The sequence below is a fragment of the Schaalia sp. Marseille-Q2122 genome (genome assembly GCF_903645355.1).
Classification (GTDB): Bacteria; Actinomycetota; Actinomycetes; order Actinomycetales; family Actinomycetaceae; genus Pauljensenia.
The window spans coordinates 1-20,610 of record NZ_CAHJXR010000001.1; the positions used below are offsets into that span (position 1 = coordinate 1).

The 20,610-nt window shown below is 59.8% G+C and carries 9 protein-coding genes and 3 rRNA genes; 8 read left to right on the forward strand and 4 right to left on the reverse strand.

Translation table 11 applies throughout. The features are described 5' to 3' along the window. On the reverse strand, positions 1 to 3,231 hold a 3,231-nt coding region (locus HWX48_RS00005; RefSeq protein WP_175953430.1), incomplete at its 3' end, for an NACHT domain-containing protein. After that, positions 3,228 to 3,737: a toll/interleukin-1 receptor domain-containing protein gene (locus HWX48_RS00010; RefSeq protein ID WP_175953432.1), complete on the reverse strand. Its 510-nt coding sequence runs from the start codon at positions 3,735 to 3,737 to the stop codon at positions 3,228 to 3,230. The genes HWX48_RS00005 and HWX48_RS00010, both read right to left, overlap by 4 nt. A 565-nt stretch (positions 3,738 to 4,302) precedes the next feature. On the opposite strand from HWX48_RS00010, the gene HWX48_RS00015 reads away from it, so the two are divergent. From HWX48_RS00015 to HWX48_RS00035, 5 genes are all read left to right on the forward strand, one after another. After that, complete coding sequence (locus HWX48_RS00015) at positions 4,303 to 5,736, forward strand: NAD-dependent malic enzyme (protein WP_175953434.1); 1,434 nt, start codon at positions 4,303 to 4,305, stop codon at positions 5,734 to 5,736. Positions 5,737 to 6,202: 466 nt separating this feature from the next. After that, positions 6,203 to 7,746 (forward strand): 16S ribosomal RNA (locus HWX48_RS00020). A gap of 350 nt (positions 7,747 to 8,096) precedes the next feature. After that, positions 8,097 to 11,225 (forward strand): 23S ribosomal RNA (locus HWX48_RS00025). 145 nt (positions 11,226 to 11,370) lie between these two features. Further along, positions 11,371 to 11,487 (forward strand): 5S ribosomal RNA (gene rrf, locus HWX48_RS00030). The 16S, 23S and 5S rRNA genes sit together here, the layout of an rRNA operon. Before the next feature lie 255 nt (positions 11,488 to 11,742). Next, a complete protein-coding gene (locus HWX48_RS00035; RefSeq protein WP_175953732.1) occupies positions 11,743 to 13,035 on the forward strand; it encodes a threonine/serine exporter ThrE family protein in 1,293 nt (430 codons plus the stop codon). A gap of 94 nt (positions 13,036 to 13,129) precedes the next feature. Here the strand turns inward: HWX48_RS00035 and HWX48_RS00040 are convergent, their stop codons facing one another. Together HWX48_RS00040 and HWX48_RS00045 are read right to left on the reverse strand one after the other, a co-directional pair. Next, positions 13,130 to 14,743: an inorganic phosphate transporter gene (locus HWX48_RS00040; RefSeq protein ID WP_175953436.1), complete on the reverse strand. Its 1,614-nt coding sequence runs from the start codon at positions 14,741 to 14,743 to the stop codon at positions 13,130 to 13,132. A gap of 215 nt (positions 14,744 to 14,958) precedes the next feature. Further along, on the reverse strand, positions 14,959 to 16,551 hold the full coding sequence (locus HWX48_RS00045) for an aspartate:alanine exchanger family transporter (RefSeq protein ID WP_175953734.1): 1,593 nt from the start codon (positions 16,549 to 16,551) through the stop codon (positions 14,959 to 14,961). Between the two features lie 349 nt (positions 16,552 to 16,900). On the opposite strand from HWX48_RS00045, the gene HWX48_RS00050 reads away from it, so the two are divergent. The 3 genes from HWX48_RS00050 to ilvC are packed head-to-tail and all read left to right on the forward strand — an operon-like array spanning position 16,901 to position 20,209. Next, the gene (locus tag HWX48_RS00050) at positions 16,901 to 18,664 is read left to right on the forward strand and encodes an acetolactate synthase large subunit (RefSeq protein ID WP_175953438.1); all 1,764 of its coding nucleotides are present in this window, start codon (positions 16,901 to 16,903) and stop codon (positions 18,662 to 18,664) included. Positions 18,665 to 18,667: 3 nt separating this feature from the next. Continuing rightward, a complete protein-coding gene (gene ilvN / locus HWX48_RS00055) occupies positions 18,668 to 19,180 on the forward strand; it encodes an acetolactate synthase small subunit (protein ID WP_175953446.1) in 513 nt (170 codons plus the stop codon). Between the two features lie 3 nt (positions 19,181 to 19,183). Continuing rightward, the gene (gene ilvC, locus HWX48_RS00060) at positions 19,184 to 20,209 is read left to right on the forward strand and encodes a ketol-acid reductoisomerase (protein ID WP_175953448.1); all 1,026 of its coding nucleotides are present in this window, start codon (positions 19,184 to 19,186) and stop codon (positions 20,207 to 20,209) included. Positions 20,210 to 20,610 lie beyond the last annotated feature (401 nt).

A 20,610-nucleotide genomic window follows, 5' to 3' on the forward strand; every position in this document is an offset into this window, starting at 1 on the left:
GTGGATGGTTTGGCCGGTTGTGGTGTCCCAGATGCGGGCGGTGGCATCTTCGCTGGTGGTGAGGATGGTGGTGCCGTCGGGGCTGTAGGCACCGGAGGTCACCGGGCTGGTGTGGCCGGTGAGGGTGTGGATGGTTTGGCCGGTTGTGGTGTCCCAGATGCGGGCGGTCTTGTCGTAGCTGGTGGTGAGGATGGTGGTGCCGTCGGGGCTGTAGGCGCCGGATACCAACGTCCTGGTGTGGCCGGTGAGGGTGTGGATGGTTTGGCCGGTTGTGGTGTCCCAGATGCGGGCGGTCTTGTCGCGGCTGGTGGTGAGGATGGTGGTGCCGTCGGGGCTGTAGGCGCCAGATACCACCCAGTTGGTGTGGCCGGTGAGGGTGTGGATGGTTTGGCCGGTTGTGGTGTCCCAGATGCGGGCGGTGGCATCTTCGCTGGTGGTGAGGATGGTGGTGCCGTCGGGGCTGTAGGCACCAAAGCGCACCGGGCTGGTATGGCCGGTGAGGGTGGAGGGGGAAGGAAAGCCGAGCTGGAGGTTGGGAGCGCTTCGCGCCCCAAGGGGAAGGCCCGGTACCGCCCTACAGTCGATCAGGTCGGTTTGGTAGCAGTCGGCCGTGTCTGTGGAGCACGCTAGAAGTGCCGAGTTCCTGAAGGTCGCGCCCGCAAGCGTCGATTCGTCGAACGAGGTGTTCGTCATCTCGCAGCCGACGAAGGAAGCGGCGGTCAGGTCGCAGGCCGCGAAGCTCGCGCTGTCGAGCAGCAGGCCCTGAAAGCGAGCGTGGCGGAACGAGGCGCCGTCGAGGCGAGCGCCAGAAAGGTCCAGTTGGGTTGATGCCTGCAGGCGGAAGCCGTCCAGCCTCGCGACTCGTGCGTTGAGACCTCGCAAGTCGGAAATCCGCAGACCGAGCTTGAGGGCTGCTGCGGCAAAGTTGAGGACGCGGACGCCGGTTTCTTGCCTGCGCCCCAGTTCGGCGAGCGTCGTCAGGCAGGTAGACAGTTCGTCCTCGCGCAGCCCGAGCAGGGCCTCGATAAGGAAGCGCTGCGCCTCGGGGCTGGGGGCAAGGTCGGCCCAGTCCGCCTGGGCGGCGTCGGCTCCCGCTTCGAGCAGGCGCAGGAGGTGCTTGGCCAGGAAATACTCGAGCAGGGACGTGTGCGCGAACCCATAGTCGTCGCCGCTGCGGGTCACGAAGGTTGCGGTGCGCAGGTCGTCCTTCCACAAGCCGGGGAGCCACCTCTCGTAGTGGAGTTCCATGTCCGGGTGCTTCCGCATGAACCGGAGCATCCAGTTTTCGAGGTCCTGCACCTTCCAGGTGCGGCGCCCGCCGCGCCAGAGCTGTGCCGCAAGATCCTCCATCAGCAACAACTTGTGGTCGGGAAGCAGTTCGTGCTTGCCGTCGTCGCGTTTAAGCCACTGTGCCACGAATGACTCATACAGGTCGACGGAACGCATTGTTTCTCCCCGCAGGGCGCGCTGCTGCAGCGGCTCGAGTGCCGTCGTGATCATCCGCAGCAGCATCGGCTGGGTAGAGAGCTCAGTGAGGTTATAGACCGAGCGGATCATGGCCATGATCGAGTCAACCCGGCCTGCACCGACGTTGCTCGCGATGTACTCCCTCACCTGCTCCTGGGTGAACGGCAGCATGTGGAGGACCAGGTAGTCCTCTTCGTTCACGCTCTCGCGTCCCTGGCTGAGAAAGGTGGAGACCTCGTCGCGGAGGGTACGGAAGTAGTGGGTGCGGCAGGAGATCGCTAACTTGGTGGTCGGGTTGTCGCCCGCGATCTGCCACAGGCGCTGGATCAGCCGCTGCCCCTGCTGCTCGGTCAGGTGCACCAGCGCCTCGTCTAGGCCGTCGAAAAGCAGGACGCAGTTCCCCTGGGCCGCCACCTCCAAGACTTCATCGCCAGACGCAGTTCCACCCCTGACATGGGTTCGCTTCATGAGCGCGTCAAGCAACTCGCTCGGGCCCATGTCGTCGACGCTCCGGCCGTTCAGCTCCCGCAGGTCGAAAAGGACGGGGAGGGGGAGCGACGCGTCCTGCTCGCGTGCGTCCAGGAGCTGCAGGGTTAGCTGCTTAAGCGCGGTGGACTTGCCCATGCCCACGTTGCCGAGCAGTGCGGCGAAGCGTGGTGAGCTCTCAGCGCGGTTCTTTGACCACTCCAGCAGGGTTGGTACCGCCTGGACGTGGCGAGGCGTATAGCCCTCCCTGGTGCCCTCTGTCGGATTCTTTGTGAGCCGGTGCTCGGCGTCGTAGTTTCCTTCAGGGTCCGTGTTGTCGAACCGTCCCGTGGAGGCGTGCAACGGAACCTGCGATTCCTTTGCGCCAAGAGCCTTAGCAGTCCTGCGCGCATGCTGTCCCAGCAGGTCGGTGCATGAGAGATATGGAGCCGGGGGCTTCTCCCGGGACAGCGCCTTCTGGACGGCGGCCAGCAGGTCGCCAATCGAATGGCTTCGTTGCGTGTTGTCCTTCTCCTCCCAGGGGTCCCTGTCCCACAGAACGTGCGAGCGCTCGAGTCCTCGCGTTCTTGCAGTGGCTGAGACGGAACGGAGACTGACGATCACGACTGGTCTACCCCACTGGTAGACGATCTCCGGTTCCGGGTTTTTCGGCAGCAAGTACTCCGGTGAAAGCAGGACGATGATCACGTCCGCGCGGCTGCATGCGCTCTCGAGATGCTCGTTGCGGTTTGCGCCCAGCAGAGCGTCAGAAGATGAAGCGAACTCAAAGCCCGGATTGTCCTCGGTGAGACGCAACTCAGTCTTTACCCGCGCCATCAAGTCGGACGCTGGGGAGTCTGGCTGGGACAGCTCATGGAGTGCCGCGCTGAAATAGACGCGAATCGGGCCGGGCACTTGGGCATCCGCTTCGACAACGTCCTTGGGCAGGCCTGCGCGGGCCTCCTTATCCGAGCGCGCTGCGAGTTCGGTTGTCAGAGGGTCGTCGCCCTCAAAGTAGGCCCACTCACTCTTGCGCCTGTCGGCCTCCAGAGAGAACCGAATGCCGGCCTCGGTGGCTGCCTTCCCGACGGTGGACCGGAACTCCCGGAATGCTGATCCCTTCAACGGAGGGCTGTCAGCGGTCGCGGTGGCGGCGATCGCATCGTCGATGCGAATCAGGCCGTCGTCCTGCAACTGGTCGGCGATGGCCTCCACCCGGCGATAGAGAATCGGGCTGAGGTAGTCGCGCAGTTTGGGAAGGGAGCGCTTGACCCCGGCGGGCGTTAGTTGGGTGCTCATGCCTTGCTCCAGTTGGTGGTGCCGTCGGTGGTGAGGACGCGGGCGCGAATCTTGCGGACGAGCGCGTCTACAAAGGCGTTGCGCTCGTTGGTGGGCGTCTGCTCGTAGCTGCGGCCGGAGGAGAAGAACTGCTGCAACTCGTTGAGGCCCTTCCAGTCGATGTTCTTGTCCTGCGGGTCGACGTAAACCAGCTGAACCGGCAGGAACTTGAGCTCCGAACCGTCCTCTTTCTGAAGTTCGATTTCTTCGATGATCTCGCTGGCGAGGAAACCGGGGGAGAGGAACTGCAGCACGTAGTCGGCCTCTGCGACGTGGGCGCGAAGCTGTGCCCTCCAGTTCTCCCCAAGGCTCAACTCCGAGTCATCCCACCACTCGAAGTTGACTCCCTTCTCGATCTTGAGGCGAACCCGAAGGCGATTGACGAGGTCCTCCTTCAACTCCCTGTCACCGGAGTACCAAGAAAGAAACAGCTTGACGGTAAGGACGGGTGCTGGCGTGACGTTCATCGTCTCTCCCTTCGTCGGTGTTACGACAAATCTAGCGCAGGATACAGGCAAACGCAATCATTTACTGACGATCGCCTGACGATTGTCGCCTGCTTCTGCTTGGGGTAGGTGCCCCCAATCGGTGCGTGGGCGGACACAGTGACGACATTGGCGGAATACTTGACGTCGCGTCTGCCTAAGACTTCCTCGCTGCGTTGCGGTTTCGATCCGTAGACACCCTAGAGGCTGTGGTGCCAAAGATAGCTGTGAATGTCAGGGGCGTTTCTGGATAGCAAAAACGCACGCGCTCGCTGTCCAGTTCTTTTTGAGGGTGTCCCCGCTGGCGCGCCGCTAGCACGAGACAGTGCCGGTCGTAGACATCAAGGTATGTATTCACTGTCTACTTAGGGGACGAATGCGGATATCGCATGAGCGATAAGCTGTCGGGATTTCCTCCAGGTCATTTTGGCCCCCCGTTGAAGGTCCAGAATTGCTCCGCGTACAGGTGTTCCCTTGAGCGCGGGAGGAGTAGAGTATTTAGCGGCTGAAAAGGCCGCATTTCTCGTCATACTGCTGGAGGAACAGCATGCGCACCTCACCGTCCTATACCGCGTCCTATCGTTTACAGATTGATGAATCACTCGCCTCACTAGCGGACCTGGTGGGTGCGGTCGGGAAAACTGGCGCAGAGGTGAAGGGCCTGGATGTTGCCGACTCTGATCGGGGTTTGATTGTTGTGGACTTGACCTGCGATATGCGTGATTCAGCGCATCGGCGCGAGGTGGAGGCTTCCCTGTCGTCGATTGAGGGCATTACGGTGTCCTCCGTTGCCGACCAGACCTTCCTGTCCCACATCGGCGGCAAGATCGAGGTCACCTCGAAGGTGCCGCTGCGTAACCGCGATGATCTGTCCCGCGCCTACACGCCCGGTGTTGCACGTGTGTGTACCGCGATCCATGACATGCCGCAAAAGGCCCATCTGCTGACGATGAAGGCCAACACGGTGGCCGTCGTTTCTGATGGCACGGCGGTGCTGGGCTTGGGGGATATCGGCCCTGAGGCCGCTCTTCCGGTGATGGAAGGAAAGGCGGTTCTCTTTAAGGAGTTCGGCGGCGTTGATGCCTGGCCGGTGGTTCTGGATACGACGGACACGGAAGAGATCATCTCTATCGTGAAGGCTATTGCCCCTGCCTATGGCGGCATTAATCTGGAGGACATTTCTGCGCCGCGCTGCTTCGAGATTGAGGAGCGCCTGCGAGCCGAGCTGGATATTCCTGTCTTCCACGATGACCAGCACGGCACGGCCATTGTGGTGCTCGCGGCCTTGCTCAACGCCCTCAAGCTGGTGAATAAGAGAATTGAGGACGTGCGCATTGTGGTGTCGGGTGTTGGCGCTGCCGGCTCGGCCATTATTCGTTTGCTGATGGCTCAGGGCGCGCGTGACATCGTCGGTTATGGGCGGAGCGGCGCTTTGAACGCTGACGAGGTTGAGGGCATGCATCCTTCGCGCCGTTGGCTGGCGGAAAATACGAATCCTCGTCGCGTCAAGGGCAGCCTGAAGGAGGGCTTGCGTGATGCCGATGTCTTTATTGGTGTGTCGCAGGGCGATATTTTGACTGGCGAGGACGTCTCGGCGATGGTCGATGATGCGATCGTCTTTGCTTTGGCCAACCCCACTCCTGAGGTTGATCCGCTGGCTGCCGCACAGCATGCGGCGATTGTCGCTACTGGGCGTTCAGATTATGCGAACCAGATCAATAATGTGTTGGCTTTCCCCGGTCTGTTCCGCGGTCTGCTGGATGCGAAGGTCAAGGAGATTACTACTGAGGTCCTCCGGGTTGCCGCAGTGGCTATCGCATCCGTTATTGATGAGGATGAGCTTGGCCCGAACTACATCATTCCGGGTGTCTTTGATGAGCGCGTGCCTTTGGCGGTGTCGAAGGCGGTGCGTCGGGCGGTGCGCGACCTGCCGACGATTGATATCCCTGTGCAGGAACATTTGGGTGCTGTCTTGAGCTGAGGTGTCGCATCGCCCTGGTTTTCGTGGTCCTGCACACAAAAATGGGCTCGACATGGGAAAACACCTGCTTTTCACCCCCGCTGCGCCGCGCGTAGCGGGGGTGAAGTGTTTGGAAGAAGCCCGGAATGTGGCCGAAAGGTGGACCTGTGTTTGGCGTCATAGTCGATTGATTTGACGTTGGGGTTGGGGGGTGGGTAATGTTTTCTTCGTTGCGCCGGACGGTGCGGGGACGCGAGAGTGGTTTTCCGTGGGGTGTGGCGCGAATGTTCACCTCAGTGATTTGCTTGGATGCGTGTGTGTCTGGGTGGTTGTTGTGTGTGGGTGTTGTTTGTGAACTCGATAGTGTGTCTTGACATTTTTTGTTGTTTTTATGCCTGTTTTTTGTTTTTGAGTTTGTTATTTGTTGGGATTGCCATGGCTGCTGTTGGTGGTTGTGGTTTTCTGGGCTTTAACAGTTTTTTGTTTTTGTTCGGAGAGTTTGATCCTGGCTCAGGACGAACGCTGGCGGCGTGCTTAACACATGCAAGTCGAACGGACCGCTTGGGCGCTTTGCGTTTGGGTTGGTTAGTGGCGAACGGGTGAGTAACACGTGAGTAACCTGCCCCCTTCTTCGGGATAACGTTCGGAAACGGATGCTAATACCGGGTATTTACTGCTTGTCGCATGGCGGGTGGTGGAAAGGTTTTTTCTGGTGGGGGATGGGCTCGCGGCCTATCAGCTTGTTGGTGGGGGGATGGCCTACCAAGGCTTTGACGGGTAACCGGCCTGAGAGGGTGACCGGTCACATTGGGACTGAGATACGGCCCAGACTCCTACGGGAGGCAGCAGTGGGGAATTTTGCACAATGGGCGAAAGCCTGATGCAGCGACGCCGCGTGAGGGATGAGGGCCTTCGGGTTGTAAACCTCTTTCGCTCATGGTCAAGGCCCAGCTTTGGGTTGGGTTGAGGGTAGTGGGTAAAGAAGCGCCGGCTAACTACGTGCCAGCAGCCGCGGTAATACGTAGGGCGCGAGCGTTGTCCGGAATTATTGGGCGTAAAGGGCTTGTAGGCGGCTTGTCGCGTCTGCCGTGAAAACCCGGGGCTTAACTCCGGGCTTGCGGTGGGTACGGGCTGGCTTGAGTGCGGTAGGGGAGACTGGAATTCCTGGTGTAGCGGTGGAATGCGCAGATATCAGGAGGAACACCGGTGGCGAAGGCGGGTCTCTGGGCCGTTACTGACGCTGAGGAGCGAAAGCGTGGGGAGCGAACAGGATTAGATACCCTGGTAGTCCACGCTGTAAACGTTGGGCACTAGGTGTGGGGGCCGCCCTTGGTTTCTGCGCCGTAGCTAACGCTTTAAGTGCCCCGCCTGGGGAGTACGGCCGCAAGGCTAAAACTCAAAGGAATTGACGGGGGCCCGCACAAGCGGCGGAGCATGCGGATTAATTCGATGCAACGCGAAGAACCTTACCAAGGCTTGACATGCACCGCGACACTGCAGAGATGTGGTGGCCTTCGGGGTGGTGTGCAGGTGGTGCATGGTTGTCGTCAGCTCGTGTCGTGAGATGTTGGGTTAAGTCCCGCAACGAGCGCAACCCTTGCCCTATGTTGCCAGCACGTGATGGTGGGGACTCGTGGGGGACTGCCGGGGTTAACTCGGAGGAAGGTGGGGATGACGTCAAATCATCATGCCCCTTATGTCTTGGGCTTCACGCATGCTACAATGGCTGGTACAGAGGGTTGCGATGCTGTGAGGCGGAGCGAATCCCTTAAAGCCGGTCTCAGTTCGGATTGGGGTCTGCAACTCGACCCCATGAAGGTGGAGTCGCTAGTAATCGCAGATCAGCAACGCTGCGGTGAATACGTTCTCGGGCCTTGTACACACCGCCCGTCACGTCACGAAAGTTGGTAACACCCGAAGCCCATGGCCTAACCGCTTGTGCGGGGGGAGTGGTCGAAGGTGGGATTGGCGATTGGGACGAAGTCGTAACAAGGTAGCCGTACCGGAAGGTGCGGCTGGATCACCTCCTTTCTAGGGAGTCCCGTTTTTTGGCTCGTGTCACGCGTTGCGCCCTGTTGGGGTGTGGGTGTGGTGGGGGATGGCAAACGCTGTGTTCTATCAACGTGGTGTTGGTGGGGGTGTTTGCGTGTTTTGGGGCTGGGCATAGAGATTTCAATTTTTGGCGCTGCACTTGTTGTGTGGTGGTGGTGTTGGGGCATGCTGTCGGGTTCACGTTCAACACCTGTGGTGGTGGGCGTTGTGCCTCCATGTGACTGCTTGTGCTGCTGTGTGTGGTGGGGTGGTTGTGTGGTGGGTGGGTTGTTTGTGAACTGTATAGTGGTTGTGAGCATCTTTTGTTTTCTTGTTCTGTGTGATTTTGTTGTTTAGTTTTTGTGGGCATTCGGTGGATGCCTTGGCACCAAGAGCTGATGAAGGACGTTGTGGCCTGCGATATGCCTCGGGGAGTTGGCGAACGAGCGTTTGATCCGAGGATTTCCGAATGGGGGAACCTAGCTGCAGTTGTGTGTGGTTACCATCATCTGAATTCATAGGGTGGTGGGGGGAACGCGGGGAAGTGAAACATCTCAGTACCCGTAGGAGAAGATATTCCGTGAGTAGTGGCGAGCGAAAGCGGAGGAGGCTAAACCTTGTGTGTGTGAGAGCCGGCAGGCGTTGCGCATGGGGTGTTGTGGGGCATGATCGTTTCTCCTCTGCCGGGGAGTGGCATGTGTGTGTGGCGTGAGGTGAATAGTCTGGGATGGCTGACCGTAGTGCGTGAGAGTCGTGTAGCTGTATGCGCCGCATGCTGTGTGGGTTGTGTGCCCGAGTAGCGCCGGACTCGTGAAATCTGGTGTGAATCTGCCAGGACCACCTGGTAAGCCTAAATACTACTTGGTGACCGATAGTGCATAGTACCGTGAGGGAATGGTGAAAAGTACCCCGGGAGGGGAGTGAAATAGTACCTGAAACCGTGTGCCTTTAAGCCGTCAGAGCCTTGTGGGGTGATGGCGTGCCTTTTGAAGAATGAGCCTGCGAGTCAGTGGCACGTGGCGTGCTTAACCCGTGTGGGGTATGCGTAGCGAAAGCGAGTCTGAAAGAGGGCGTTTGTCGCGTGTTCTGGACCCGAAGCGGGGTGATCTACCCATGGCCAGGTTGAAGCAAGGGTAAGACTTTGTGGAGGACCGAACCCACCAGGGTTGAAAACCTGGGGGATGAGCTGTGGGTAGGGGTGAAAGGCCAATCAAACTCCGTGATAGCTGGTTCTCCCCGAAATGCATTTAGGTGCAGCGTTGTGTGCTTCCTGCTGGAGGTAGAGCTACTGGATGGTCGATGGGCCCTGTGGGTTACTGACGTCAGCCAAACTCCGAATGCCAGTAGGTGTGAGCATGGCAGTGAGACAGCGGGGGATAAGCTTCGTTGTCGAGAGGGAAACAGCCCAGATCATCAGCTAAGGCCCCTAAGCGTACGCTAAGTGGGAAAGGATGTGGAATCGCGTTGACAACCAGGAGGTTGGCTTAGAAGCAGCCATCCTTGAAAGAGTGCGTAATAGCTCACTGGTCAAGTGGTTTTGCGCCGACAATGTAGCGGGGCTCAAGCGTACCGCCGAAGCTGTGGCACTCACGCGTTATTCCTAGCGCCGGGAACCGGATGTTGGGGTGTGAGTGGGTAGGGGAGCGTCCTGCACGAGGTGAAGCCTGGGGGTGACCTCTGGTGGATTGTGTGGGAGTGAGAATGCAGGCATGAGTAGCGAATCTAGGGTGAGAATCCCTAGCGCCGATTGACTAAGGGTTCCAGGGCTAGGTTTATCCGCCCTGGGTTAGTCGGGTCCTAAGGCGAGGCCGACAGGCGTAGTCGATGGACAACCAGTTGATATTCTGGTACCGCCTTTCAACCGCCAAAGCTGAATCTCTTGTACTAACCACTTTGCCCAGATACCGCTCTCACCTTCGGGTGTGGGTGGTGGAGGGGCCGTGGGACCTTGAGGGTAGTAGGTTAGCGTGTTAACAGGGGTGACGCAGAGAGGTAGCTGTCGCACACTGGTGGAAATTTGTGTGTCTAAGGTCGTGGCCCGTTTCCTAGGCAAATCCGGGAAACATATAAGGGTGAGAACTGATGGGGCTGCCCGTTTGGGGTGGCTGATGGTGATCCTGTACTGCCAAGAAAAGCCTCGACGTGAGGGTGGAAGGCGCCCGTACCCTAAACCGACTCAGGTGGTCAGGTAGAGTATACCGAGGCGTTCGAGTGAATCATGGTCAAGGAACTCGGCAAAATTCCCCCGTAACTTAGGGAGAAGGGGGACCCCCTGCGGTGCCAGCGCCCTTGGCGTGCTGGGTGCGGTGGGGGGTCGCAGAGAAGAGGGAGAAGCGACTGTTTACTAAAAACACAGGTGCGTGCGAAGTCGCAAGACGATGTATACGCACTGACGCCTGCCCGGTGCTGGAAGGTTAAGAGGAAGACTCAACGCGTCTATTGGCGTGTGAAGGTTTGAATTTAAGCCCCAGTAAACGGCGGTGGTAACTATAACCATCCTAAGGTAGCGAAATTCCTTGTCGGGTAAGTTCCGACCTGCACGAATGGCGTAACGACTTCTCCGCTGTCTCGACCGTGAACTCGGCGAAATTGCACTACGAGTAAAGATGCTCGTTTCGCGCAGAAGGACGGAAAGACCCCGGGACCTTTACTATAGCTTGGTATTGGTGTTCGCTTGTGCTTGTGTAGGATAGGTGGGAGACTGTGAAGCCTGGGCGCCAGCTTGGGTGGAGTCGTCGTTGAAATACCATTCTGGTGCAAGTGTGCATCTAACCTCGGCCCGTGATCCGGGTTGGGGACAGTGCCTGGTGGGTAGTTTAACTGGGGCGGTTGCCTCCTAAAATGTAACGGAGGCGCTCAAAGGTTCCCTCAGCCTGGTTGGTAATCAGGTGGCGAGTGCAAGTGCACAAGGGAGCTTGACTGTGAGACCGACGGGTCGAGCAGGTGCGAAAGCAGGAACTAGTGATCCGGCCATGGCACGTGGGTGCGTGGTCGCTCAACGGATAAAAGGTACCCCGGGGATAACAGGCTGATCTTGCCCAAGAGTCCATATCGACGGCATGGTTTGGCACCTCGATGTCGGCTCGTCGCATCCTGGGGCTGGAGTTGGTCCCAAGGGTTGGGCTGTTCGCCCATTAAAGCGGTACGCGAGCTGGGTTTAGAACGTCGTGAGACAGTTCGGTCCCTATCCTCTGTGCGCGCAGGAAACTTGAGAAGGGCCGTCCCTAGTACGAGAGGACCGGGATGGACGAACCTCTGGTGTGCCAGTTGTACCGCCAGGTGCATGGCTGGTTGGCTACGTTCGGAAAAGATAACCGCTGAAAGCATCTAAGCGGGAAACTTGCTTCAAGATGAGGTTTCCATACACCCCAAAGGGGTGTTGTAGGCCCCCGGCAGACTACCGGGATGATAGGCCATAAGTGGACACACCGCAAGGTGCTCTCGAGCTGACTGGTACTAATGGGCCAACACTAAACACACACCGCCAAGCACACCGCTCGGCACACACACGCGCAAGCAAAACACGCTCACAACCACCATACAGGTTCACGACCAACCCACACCCCCCACCAAAACAAAGACCGGGGGGCGTACACAAAACAACACAATACTGGTCGACCCTTTTGCGGCGGCAATAGCGTGGGGGAAACGCCCGGACCCATCCCGAACCCGGAAGCTAAGCCCCACAGCGCCGATGGTACTGCACCCGAGGGGGTGTGGGAGAGTAGGACACCGCCGCAACACAACCACAAAATGAGGGCCCTCAGGAAGCACCGCTCCCCGAGGGCCCTCAAACACGTACGCGCACCTCCTCGTAGTGTTTCTTCACAGCATTGATGAGGAGGCCGAAAAATTTAATCTCCGTCACGCCGACGCTAGGACAAAACACCCCCAGGATACGGTGGGTGCCGTGAAAAACTAGTGGGCATGAACGCACAAGAACCGATGCATCACTCTTTTTCCGCAGAAGAAGACGCATCCATGACCATGCAGCGTGTGCAGGCACACGACCGCCTCGCCCACCAAAGCCGCGTGGTTTTGCGCCTCGGACAGATGCTCCTGTCCTCAGGCGCGAGCGCCTTCCGCGTCAAGTACTCCATGGCACAACTCGCCCGCGCCGTTGGCATCCAGGAGCACCGCGCACAAGTCACCTACAGCGAGATCCTCACAACCGCCTACGCCAACGGCACCTTCCGCACCGAACTCGCAGAAAATCGCGTCCTCGGCATTAACGCAGACCGCATCGACCGCCTCGTCAACTACGTCGAATCCCTGCGCGGCACCCGCGCCGTCGTCGAAGACGTGGACGCCGCCCTCGACGACATTGATACCGTCAAGCCCCTCTACGGCTGGCTGCCGAACGCACTTGCCTCAGGTCTTGCGTGTGCAGCCTTTGCCTTCCTCAACGGCGGTGGACCCATCGAATGTAGTGTCGTCGCTATCGCCGCATTCGTCGGCCAGTTCGTGCGCCGCCAACTCCTGCACCGCCGCATGAACCACTTCGGCGTGTGGATGCTCTGCGGCCTGACAGCAGCGCTCGTCTACATCGGAGGCCTGCAACTGCTCGACCTCATCTTCAATGTCGCTGCCACCCACCACTCGGGCATCATCTCCGCCATTCTTTTCCTCGTGCCCGGTTTCCCCCTGGTGACAGGCATCATTGACCTGGTGCGCCACGACTTCCAAAGCGGCATCGCCCGCCTCACCTACGTCTCAATGCTCCTCGTCAGTGCCGGTGTGGCCGTGTGGGCGCTATCGCTAGCCTTTGAATGGCCCCTGCGCCAAGAGTACGTCGTGCCCGTCGAAGGGCCAGTCCTCTACGTCCTGCGCTTCCTCACCAGCTACATCGCCGCCTTCGGCTTCGCCATGCTCTTCAACTCGCCGCCAAAGGTCTGCGCAGCAGCCGCAGGTATTGGCGCCGTCGTTAACACGGCCCGCCTGCTGCTCCGCGACGAAATCACGATCCCGAACCAGGCTGCCGTAGGCGTCGCCGCCCTCGTTGCAGGCCTGCTCGCCATCTGGGTCGCCCAGCGCACTCGCTTCTCGCGCGTGACGCTCTCCGTCCCCGCAGTGGTCATTATGATCCCCGGTGTGCCCCTCTACCGCGCTCTTGCCTTCCTCTCGAGCGGTAACACCACCGAGGCCCTGGCAGCGCTCTTTGAGGTGTTCTTCGTGGTGTCTGCTATCGGTGTGGGCCTGTCGATCTCACGTATGCTCACCGACCGCGAATGGCTGATGGAAACGCCAAAGGGCGTGCCGCGACTCGAAACGCTGCCCATGCGCTACTGACACTGCGGCAGCGATAAGTTGAGGGCCGAGGAACGTTGTTCCTCGGCCCTCAGCCTTTTCCAGAAAGAGCTGGATACGGCAGCTCAGTTGCGCATCAGCCGAAGACGGCCTTCAGGGTCAATGCAGCTGCGGCAGAGACGCCAGCAGCAGCAGGAAGGGTGATCACCCACGCCAGGGCGATGGGGCGCATGAGGCCCCAGTTCGCGGCGCGGTTGACAATACCGATACCAAGGACGGCGCCGATGAGAATGTGAGTAGAGGACACCGGCAGGCCAGCCAGGGAGGCAGCCATGACGACGGCCGCCGCAGCAAGTTCAGCGGTGAAGCCCGATGCCGGGTGCATCTCGGTCAGGCCCGAGCCCACAGTCTTAATGACATTGCGACCAATGAACCACAGGCCAGACACAAGTGCCACGCCACAGATGAGCGTCAGCGCCGGGGGAACAACCGAGGTTGACTGGATGGCATTGTGGCGGAGCACGTCGAGGATCGCGGCGAAGGGGCCAATGGCGTTGGCAATGTCATTAGAGCCGTGGCTGAAGGCGAAGGCGGCAGCGGTGAACACCTGCATCCACGCAAAAAGGGTGAAGGTGGACTTTGCCAGGTCCTTCTTCCGCTGGGACTTAGCAATGATGAAGACCGCCATCCACACGGCCGCACCGATCATCGCAATGATGAGGGCGGTGCCCAGGGAGTCAATCGTGAGGTTAAGATTCTTCAGGCCCTTGAACATCAGCATGGAAGCGATGAGCATGGAGCCAAGGCCTGCGAGCATCGGCACCCACGTCAGCAGTGCCTTGTGGGCGTTAACGCCTTCGGCCTTTTCTTCGATGCGGTAAAGCTCGCGGTAGTAGTCCGATTCGAGCTCCTCGTAGTCGAAGTCGGGCATATTCAAGGTGACAGCGTCACGGGCCATCATATTGGTGTAGGAGATCTGCTGCAGTTCGCTCAGGCGGTCAAAGTGCTCGCGGTGACGTTGGCGGTGCATGGCGCGCTCGGTCTTGATCTCGCGCAGCTTGGCGTCAGCGTGGTCGTTGTAAACCAGGATGTGCTGCTTGATGGCGCTGTAGAGCATGTAGGCGGCGATACCGCCCAGCAGGGGAGAAAGCACCCACGACATGACGATCTGACCGATCTGATCCCATTGGACCATGTCAAGGCCGCCAGCTCCGGTGCGGATACCGATGGCAATTGCGGCGCCGACAATGCCGCCAATGATGGAGTGGGTGGTGGAGACGGGCAGGCCCTGCCAGGTGGCGAAGAGGAGCCACAGTGCTGCGCCCAGGAGGGCAGCCATCATGATGTAGACGAAGTCGCGAGGCTCGAGGGTAATGGATTCGAGGTCAACGATGCCGCTGCGAACCGTCTTGGTAACGGAAGAACCTGCGAGGACGGCGCCGGAGACTTCAAAGACCGCTGCGACAACGAGGGCCTGCTTCATCGTCAGGGTTTTGGCACCCACCGAGGTGCCAAAGGAGTTGGCCACGTCATTGCCGCCGATATTGAAGGCCATGAAGACGCCAAAGAGGACGGTCAGCAGGAGCAGGATGCGGTTTTCACCGCCTTCGACGTAACCGAAGGCCCATGCGCCAAACCAGATAAGGGCGGCAACAAGGATTGCGCCGAAGAATGTGTGCCACTTCCAGTCGGCCCCGAGGAGGCGGTGGCCGAGGGTTTTCGTGGGAGCGAGTGGCTCGGTAGTGTTCACTTGGAGTTTCCCTCACGCTGTGGTGCTACTTGCGGATCCATCTTTGGGGACGAAAGTGTCCAGCAGGTTAACAGGGACAGACATAAAGGTCACGAAAAGGTAACGGCCTGGGGTGTCTTCGAGGCTCCCCAGGCTGTAATCACCCGCCTATCAGGCAAAGCGCAGGCTCTCAGGGAAAGGCCCGACCCGCACCAAGCAGGCCGGGCCACACGACACTACAACGCCCCAAGAATATGGGCCACCAAGATCTTGCCGATCATCGCCACCGGATACACCAGCGCATAGCCCAGCGCCACACGCGGATCAGCATTGGTCTTGCCATTGGCGAATGCCAAAATCGCGGGCTGAGTCTGCATGCCAGCAAGCATGCCTGACAGCTGCGTGCCCCCCATCTTGATGAGCCAGCGCATGAGGGCATACATACCAACCGCAGCTGTGGTCGTCATCGCCCCACCCAGCAGAAGGATCGACACCCAAGTGCCCGAAGCGAAAGCCTCGGAAATCTGGCCGCCAGCATAAGCGCCAGCCTGAGCGAGGAACATGAGCAGACCCAGATTCGCCAACACCTGACAGGACGTGAAAGGCAGAGCCGTGACCATCGGGCCAATACGGCCAATACGCCCAAAGAAAAGGCCCACAATAAGAGTGCCCGCAGCTGCACCAATGGAGAAGGTATCGCCGTTAGCCATAGGGATAGGGATACTCCCCAGGAGGATCCCCAAAGCCATTCCAACACCCAACGCGATCGGGTTCAGGTCAGACAAGCCACGCGAGGAATCACCAAAGAACTTCGTGATCTCACGCATCTTCGAAGTCGGAGCAACGACACGCACACGGTCACCAAGCTGAAGGACCAAGTGCGGATCAGCAAACATATCAACGTCACCGCGGCGCACTCGCGAGATCGTGGCCGAGAAACGCGACGACAGATGCAAGTCACTCAGCGGGCGGCCCGCCACCTCAGGGTTAGACACCGTCATACGGCGGAAGTCCAAGTAAGAGCGGTCGGTGGTCAGAGAAGCCGAACTGAGGTAGCCCAACTCGGTCGCCACGCGCTGGACCGCTTCAGCGGGGCCCACCACGGAAATAAGGTCCCCTGCGTCCAGGGTGTCAGCCAGCGACGGCCTCGTAATCGGTCCTTCTTCGCCGCGGCGCAAACGCGAGAAGGTCACCTTCTGATCCATCGCGTCGTAAATGTCACGCAGACGAGGATGGTCCTCACGCTGGACCCGAATCGTACGATTCGCCAAAGGGCTAGGGGCATCTTTGTCGTTCTTGCCGTAGGACAGTGCCGCGATAGAAGCCACGAGCATCCCGATGACCCCGAAAAGATAGGCGATCGAATAGCCAACCGTGGCCGTTCCCAGATCGCCGGAGGCCTCACCGGCAGCAGCAAGAGCCGGAGTATTCGTCAGGGCGCCAGCAAAAGTGCCAGCAATCAACGACTGAGGCATCCCCAACGCGCGCCCGAGCGTCACGCCGACAATAGCGGTGAAAGCGTAGACCCCCAGCATGAGCAGAATAGGCCCCACAGCAGTACGGAGATTATGGAAGAACGAGGGGCCCGAGTTAATGCCGATAGCGAAGGTGAACAATGCCAGGCCAAGGAGTCCAATCTCGTGAGGGATTCTAATGGACACTCCGTAGTGTTGCGCTGCGGCAGCGAGGGCGATTGCGAGGAACAAAACTGCAGCGGCATCAAGGCTGATACCCCTGTACTTGAGGTGCCCAATCATCATGCCCGCACCGATGACAATAAAAAGGGTAAGGATGGGGCTATTGGCTAGGAACTCAAAGATGGCCAACACTGTCGTTAACTCCACGCGATTCGACTCAGCTTAGGTGCTACCTCAACACTACGACTCTCGAGTTCAGGAAACGAACTGGTAGCGGCCCAAAACAGCAGATCGGAGAAAAAAGAGGGTTCCGTACTGTGAGACGGGCCGCAAGATACGGGCTGATAGTCCTAACGTGGATGTGTGATTGAAATCCACTCGGCTCTGAATGTTCGCCTCATCGTAGACAGGCGTGCGATTCCTGCCGGCTGACGGGTGGATCGCACGCCTTATCCCCACGCACACGACGTCGCGGAGGGGATTTTTTCATAGGCTGCGACGATGACACAGCCAGCAACCACCATAAGGAGAGGACACAGCGGTGAAAGACACTGCACAGACTCAGACGATGACAGGGGCTCAAGCCATCATCGCCAGCCTGGAAGCCCTCGGGGTAACCGACGTCTTTGGCATGCCAGGTGGCGCCATTTTGCCGACCTACGACCCGCTGATGGACTCCTCGATTCGCCACATTCTTATCCGGCACGAACAGGGCGCAGGCCACGCCGCCGAAGGCTACTCCCTGGCCACAGGCAAGGTCGGCTGCGCCATCGTCACCTCCGGCCCCGGCGCCACCAACGTGCTCACCGCCCTGGCTGACGCAAACATGGACTCCATCCCCATGGTCGTCATCTCCGGTCAGGTGGGCGCCTCCCTCATCGGCACCGACGCCTTCCAAGAAGCCGACATTGTCGGCGCCTCCATGCCCCTGGCCAAACACTCCTTCCTCGTCACCGATCCGCAGGAAATTCCCTCGCGCCTGGCAGAGGCCTTCCACATTGCCGCAACCGGACGTCCAGGCCCCGTCCTCGTCGATATTACGAAGTCCGCGCAGGTCGCCGAGATGCAGTTCTCCTGGCCGCCCGCCATGGACCTGCCCGGCTACCGCTACGCGGGTAAGCCCCACAAGAAGCAGGTGCGTGCCGCCGCCGAAGAGATCGTTCGCGCACAAGCTCCGGTGCTCTACGTCGGCGGTGGCCTCATCCGCTCCAACGCGGCCGAACAGCTTGCCGCCCTCGTCGAACTCACCGACGCGCCCGTCGTCACCACCCTCACAGCTCGTGGCGCCTTCCCCGACTCTGACCCGCACAACCTCGGCATGCCCGGCATGCACGGCACGGTCGCCGCTGTGGGCGCACTCCAGCGCGCCGACCTCGTCATTGCCCTCGGGTCCCGATTCGACGACCGCGTGACCGGCAAGCTCGACTCCTTCGCGCCGCGCGCCCGCGTCATTCACGTCGATATTGACCCGGCAGAAATCTCCAAGAACCGCTTTGCGGACATTCCCATCGTGGGCGACCTCAAGCAGGTCATTGAGGCACTGCTCAATGAACTCCCCGGCACCTACTCAAAGGTCGGCCGCCCCGACCTGTCAGGCTGGTGGCGCTACCTCAACCGCCTGCGCGACCGCTACCCCATGGGCTGGACCGATCCGAAGGACGGGATGCTTGCACCCCAGTACGTCATCCAGCGCCTGAGCGAACTCAGTGGCCCCGACGCCTACTACGTGACCGGCGTGGGTCAGCATCAGATGTGGTCGGCACAGTTCATCGGCTGCGAAAAGCCCCGCCACTTCCTCTCATCCTCGGGTCTTGGCACCATGGGCTTTGCCGTGCCCGCCGCGATGGGCGCGCAGGTAGGCCAGCCGGACTCGGTCGTGTGGGCTATCGACGGTGACGGCTGCTTCCAGATGACCAACCAGGAGCTCGCCACCTGCTCGGTGAACAATATTCCGATCAAGGTCGCCCTCATTAACAACTCGGTGCTGGGCATGGTACGCCAGTGGCAGTCCCTCTTCTACGACAAGCGCTACTCCAACACGACGCTGAACCCCGCTGACGGAGACCAGATCCCCAACTTCGCAATGCTGGCCAACGCCTACGGCATTGAAGCGCGCGTGGTGCGCACCCCTGAAGAGGTGGACGAGGCGATTGAGTGGGCGCTGTCGATCAATGACCGCCCGGTCTTCATCGATTTCCGCGTCTCCAAGGATGCGATGGTGTGGCCGATGGTTGCCGCCGGTGTTTCTAACGACGATATTCGCTATGCCCAGGGCATGGCCCCCGACTGGGATGTGGAGGACTGACCAATGGCCCGTTTGCGTACCCTTGCCGTTCTGGTCGAAAACAAGCCGGGCGTGCTCATGCGCGTCTCTGCCCTCTTCGCCCGACGTGCCTTTAATATCAAGTCCTTGACTGTGGGCGAGACTGAGCATCCAGAGATTTCCCGCATGACGATTATCGTCAAGGCCGATGACCTGCCCTTTGAGCAGGTGACAAAGCAGCTCAACAAGCTCATTAACGTCATTAAGGTCGTTGAGCTGGCACCGGAAACCTCGGTGGAGCGCCGCCTGGTGATGTTCAAGGTGCGTGCCGATGAGAAGTGCCGCACGGCTGTGCTGCAGATTGTGGACCTCTTCCGCGCCCATGTCGTGGATGTCCAAGCTGAGACCGTGGTCATCGAGTCGATTGGCTCACTGTCTAAGCTGGAGGCGCTGGCCGCAGCGCTTGAGCCCTACGGGATTAAAGAAATTGTTCAATCGGGTGCCGTGGCGATTGGCCGCGGGCAACGTTCGATTACCGATCAACTGAAGGAGAAGTGACCAATGGCCGACATCATTTACGACGACGGCGCTGATCTGTCGATCATCCAGTCCAAGAAGGTCGCAATCGTCGGCTACGGCTCTCAAGGCCACGCCCATGCGCTCAACCTTAAGGACTCCGGTGTGGACGTTGTCGTGGCACTGCGCCCCGGGTCCGCCTCGTGGGAGAAGGCCGAGGCCGCCGGGCTGGCTGTTGCCGATATTCCCGAGGCCGTGCGCGACGCCGACGTCGTCATGATCCTCACCCCCGACCAGGTGCAGCGTCATGTCTACGCCGAGCAGATCGAGCCCAACCTCAAGGAAGGCGCAGCGCTGTTCTTCGCCCACGGCTTCAATATCCGCTACGGCTACATCACCCCCGCAGCCGACCACGACGTGTGCATGGTTGCCCCCAAGGGCCCCGGTCACACCGTGCGCCGCCAGTACGTTGACGGGCGAGGCGTCCCCGCCCTCGTCTGCGTTGAGCAGGACGCTTCCGGTCAGGCCCTTGACCTGGCCCTGTCCTACGCCAAGGCCATTGGTGGGACCCGCGCTGGCGTCATCCAGACGACCTTCACCGAGGAAACCGAAACCGACCTCTTCGGCGAGCAGGCAGTGCTGTGTGGCGGTGTTTCACGCCTCATCCAGTACGGCTACGAGACCTTGGTTGAGGCCGGCTACCAGCCTGAAATGGCCTACTTCGAGGTCCTCCACGAGCTCAAGCTCATCGTTGACCTCATTAACGAGGGCGGCATCACCAAGCAGCGCTGGTCAATCTCTGACACCGCCGAGTACGGTGACTACGTCTCTGGCCCGCGCGTCATTGGCCCGCAGGTGAAGGAAGCCATGAAGGAAGTTCTGGCCGACATCCAGGACGGCACCTTCGCTCGCCGCTTCATCGCCGATCAGGACAATGGTGGCCTGGAGTTCAAGGCCCTGCGCGCTGAGGGCGAAGGCCACCCGATTGAAGCCACCGGTAAGGAACTGCGCGCCAAGTTCGGTTGGGCTCAGGCTGACGCCGACTACACGGATGGTTCGGCTGCCCGCTGAAATGCTGGTGCTGAACGCCTAAACGTTTGAAGGCCGTGGCCCCCTGGCTTGTCCAGGGGGCCACAGCCTTGTGCTGTGTGAGCTGCCGCTTTAGGTACGTTTTGGCGCCGTGGGTACGTGGCATGCCACGTACCCACGGCGCCAAGGCATACCCAAGGCAATACCCCCTACCAAAGCAGGCATCGCTGGGCTGATGTCAAGGTCGGAACCACCAGAATCTGCTCGCTCATCACAGCAACGACACCGATCCTCCTGGAAGGACAAGCCCGCGCAGACCTCAATGAGCAGCATCTTTGCGGCGCGATGGTTGAGGATGAGGGGACAGTGACCAGAATCTGGTTTGCATTCTGAATAAAGAGCCATACCCAGCCAATCGGGCTAGAGTTGTTCCCATCACACTC

Bases quoted from the DNA above. Each gene is read 5' to 3' on its own strand.
- HWX48_RS00010 (WP_175953432.1), bottom strand. From the start codon at position 3,737: ATGAACGTCACGCCAGCACCCGTCCTTACCGTCAAGCTGTTTCTTTCT.
- HWX48_RS00015 (WP_175953434.1), top strand. From the start codon at position 4,303: ATGCGCACCTCACCGTCCTATACCGCGTCCTATCGTTTACAGATTGAT.
- ilvN (WP_175953446.1), top strand. From the start codon at position 18,668: ATGGCCCGTTTGCGTACCCTTGCCGTTCTGGTCGAAAACAAGCCGGGC.
- ilvC (WP_175953448.1), top strand. From the start codon at position 19,184: ATGGCCGACATCATTTACGACGACGGCGCTGATCTGTCGATCATCCAG.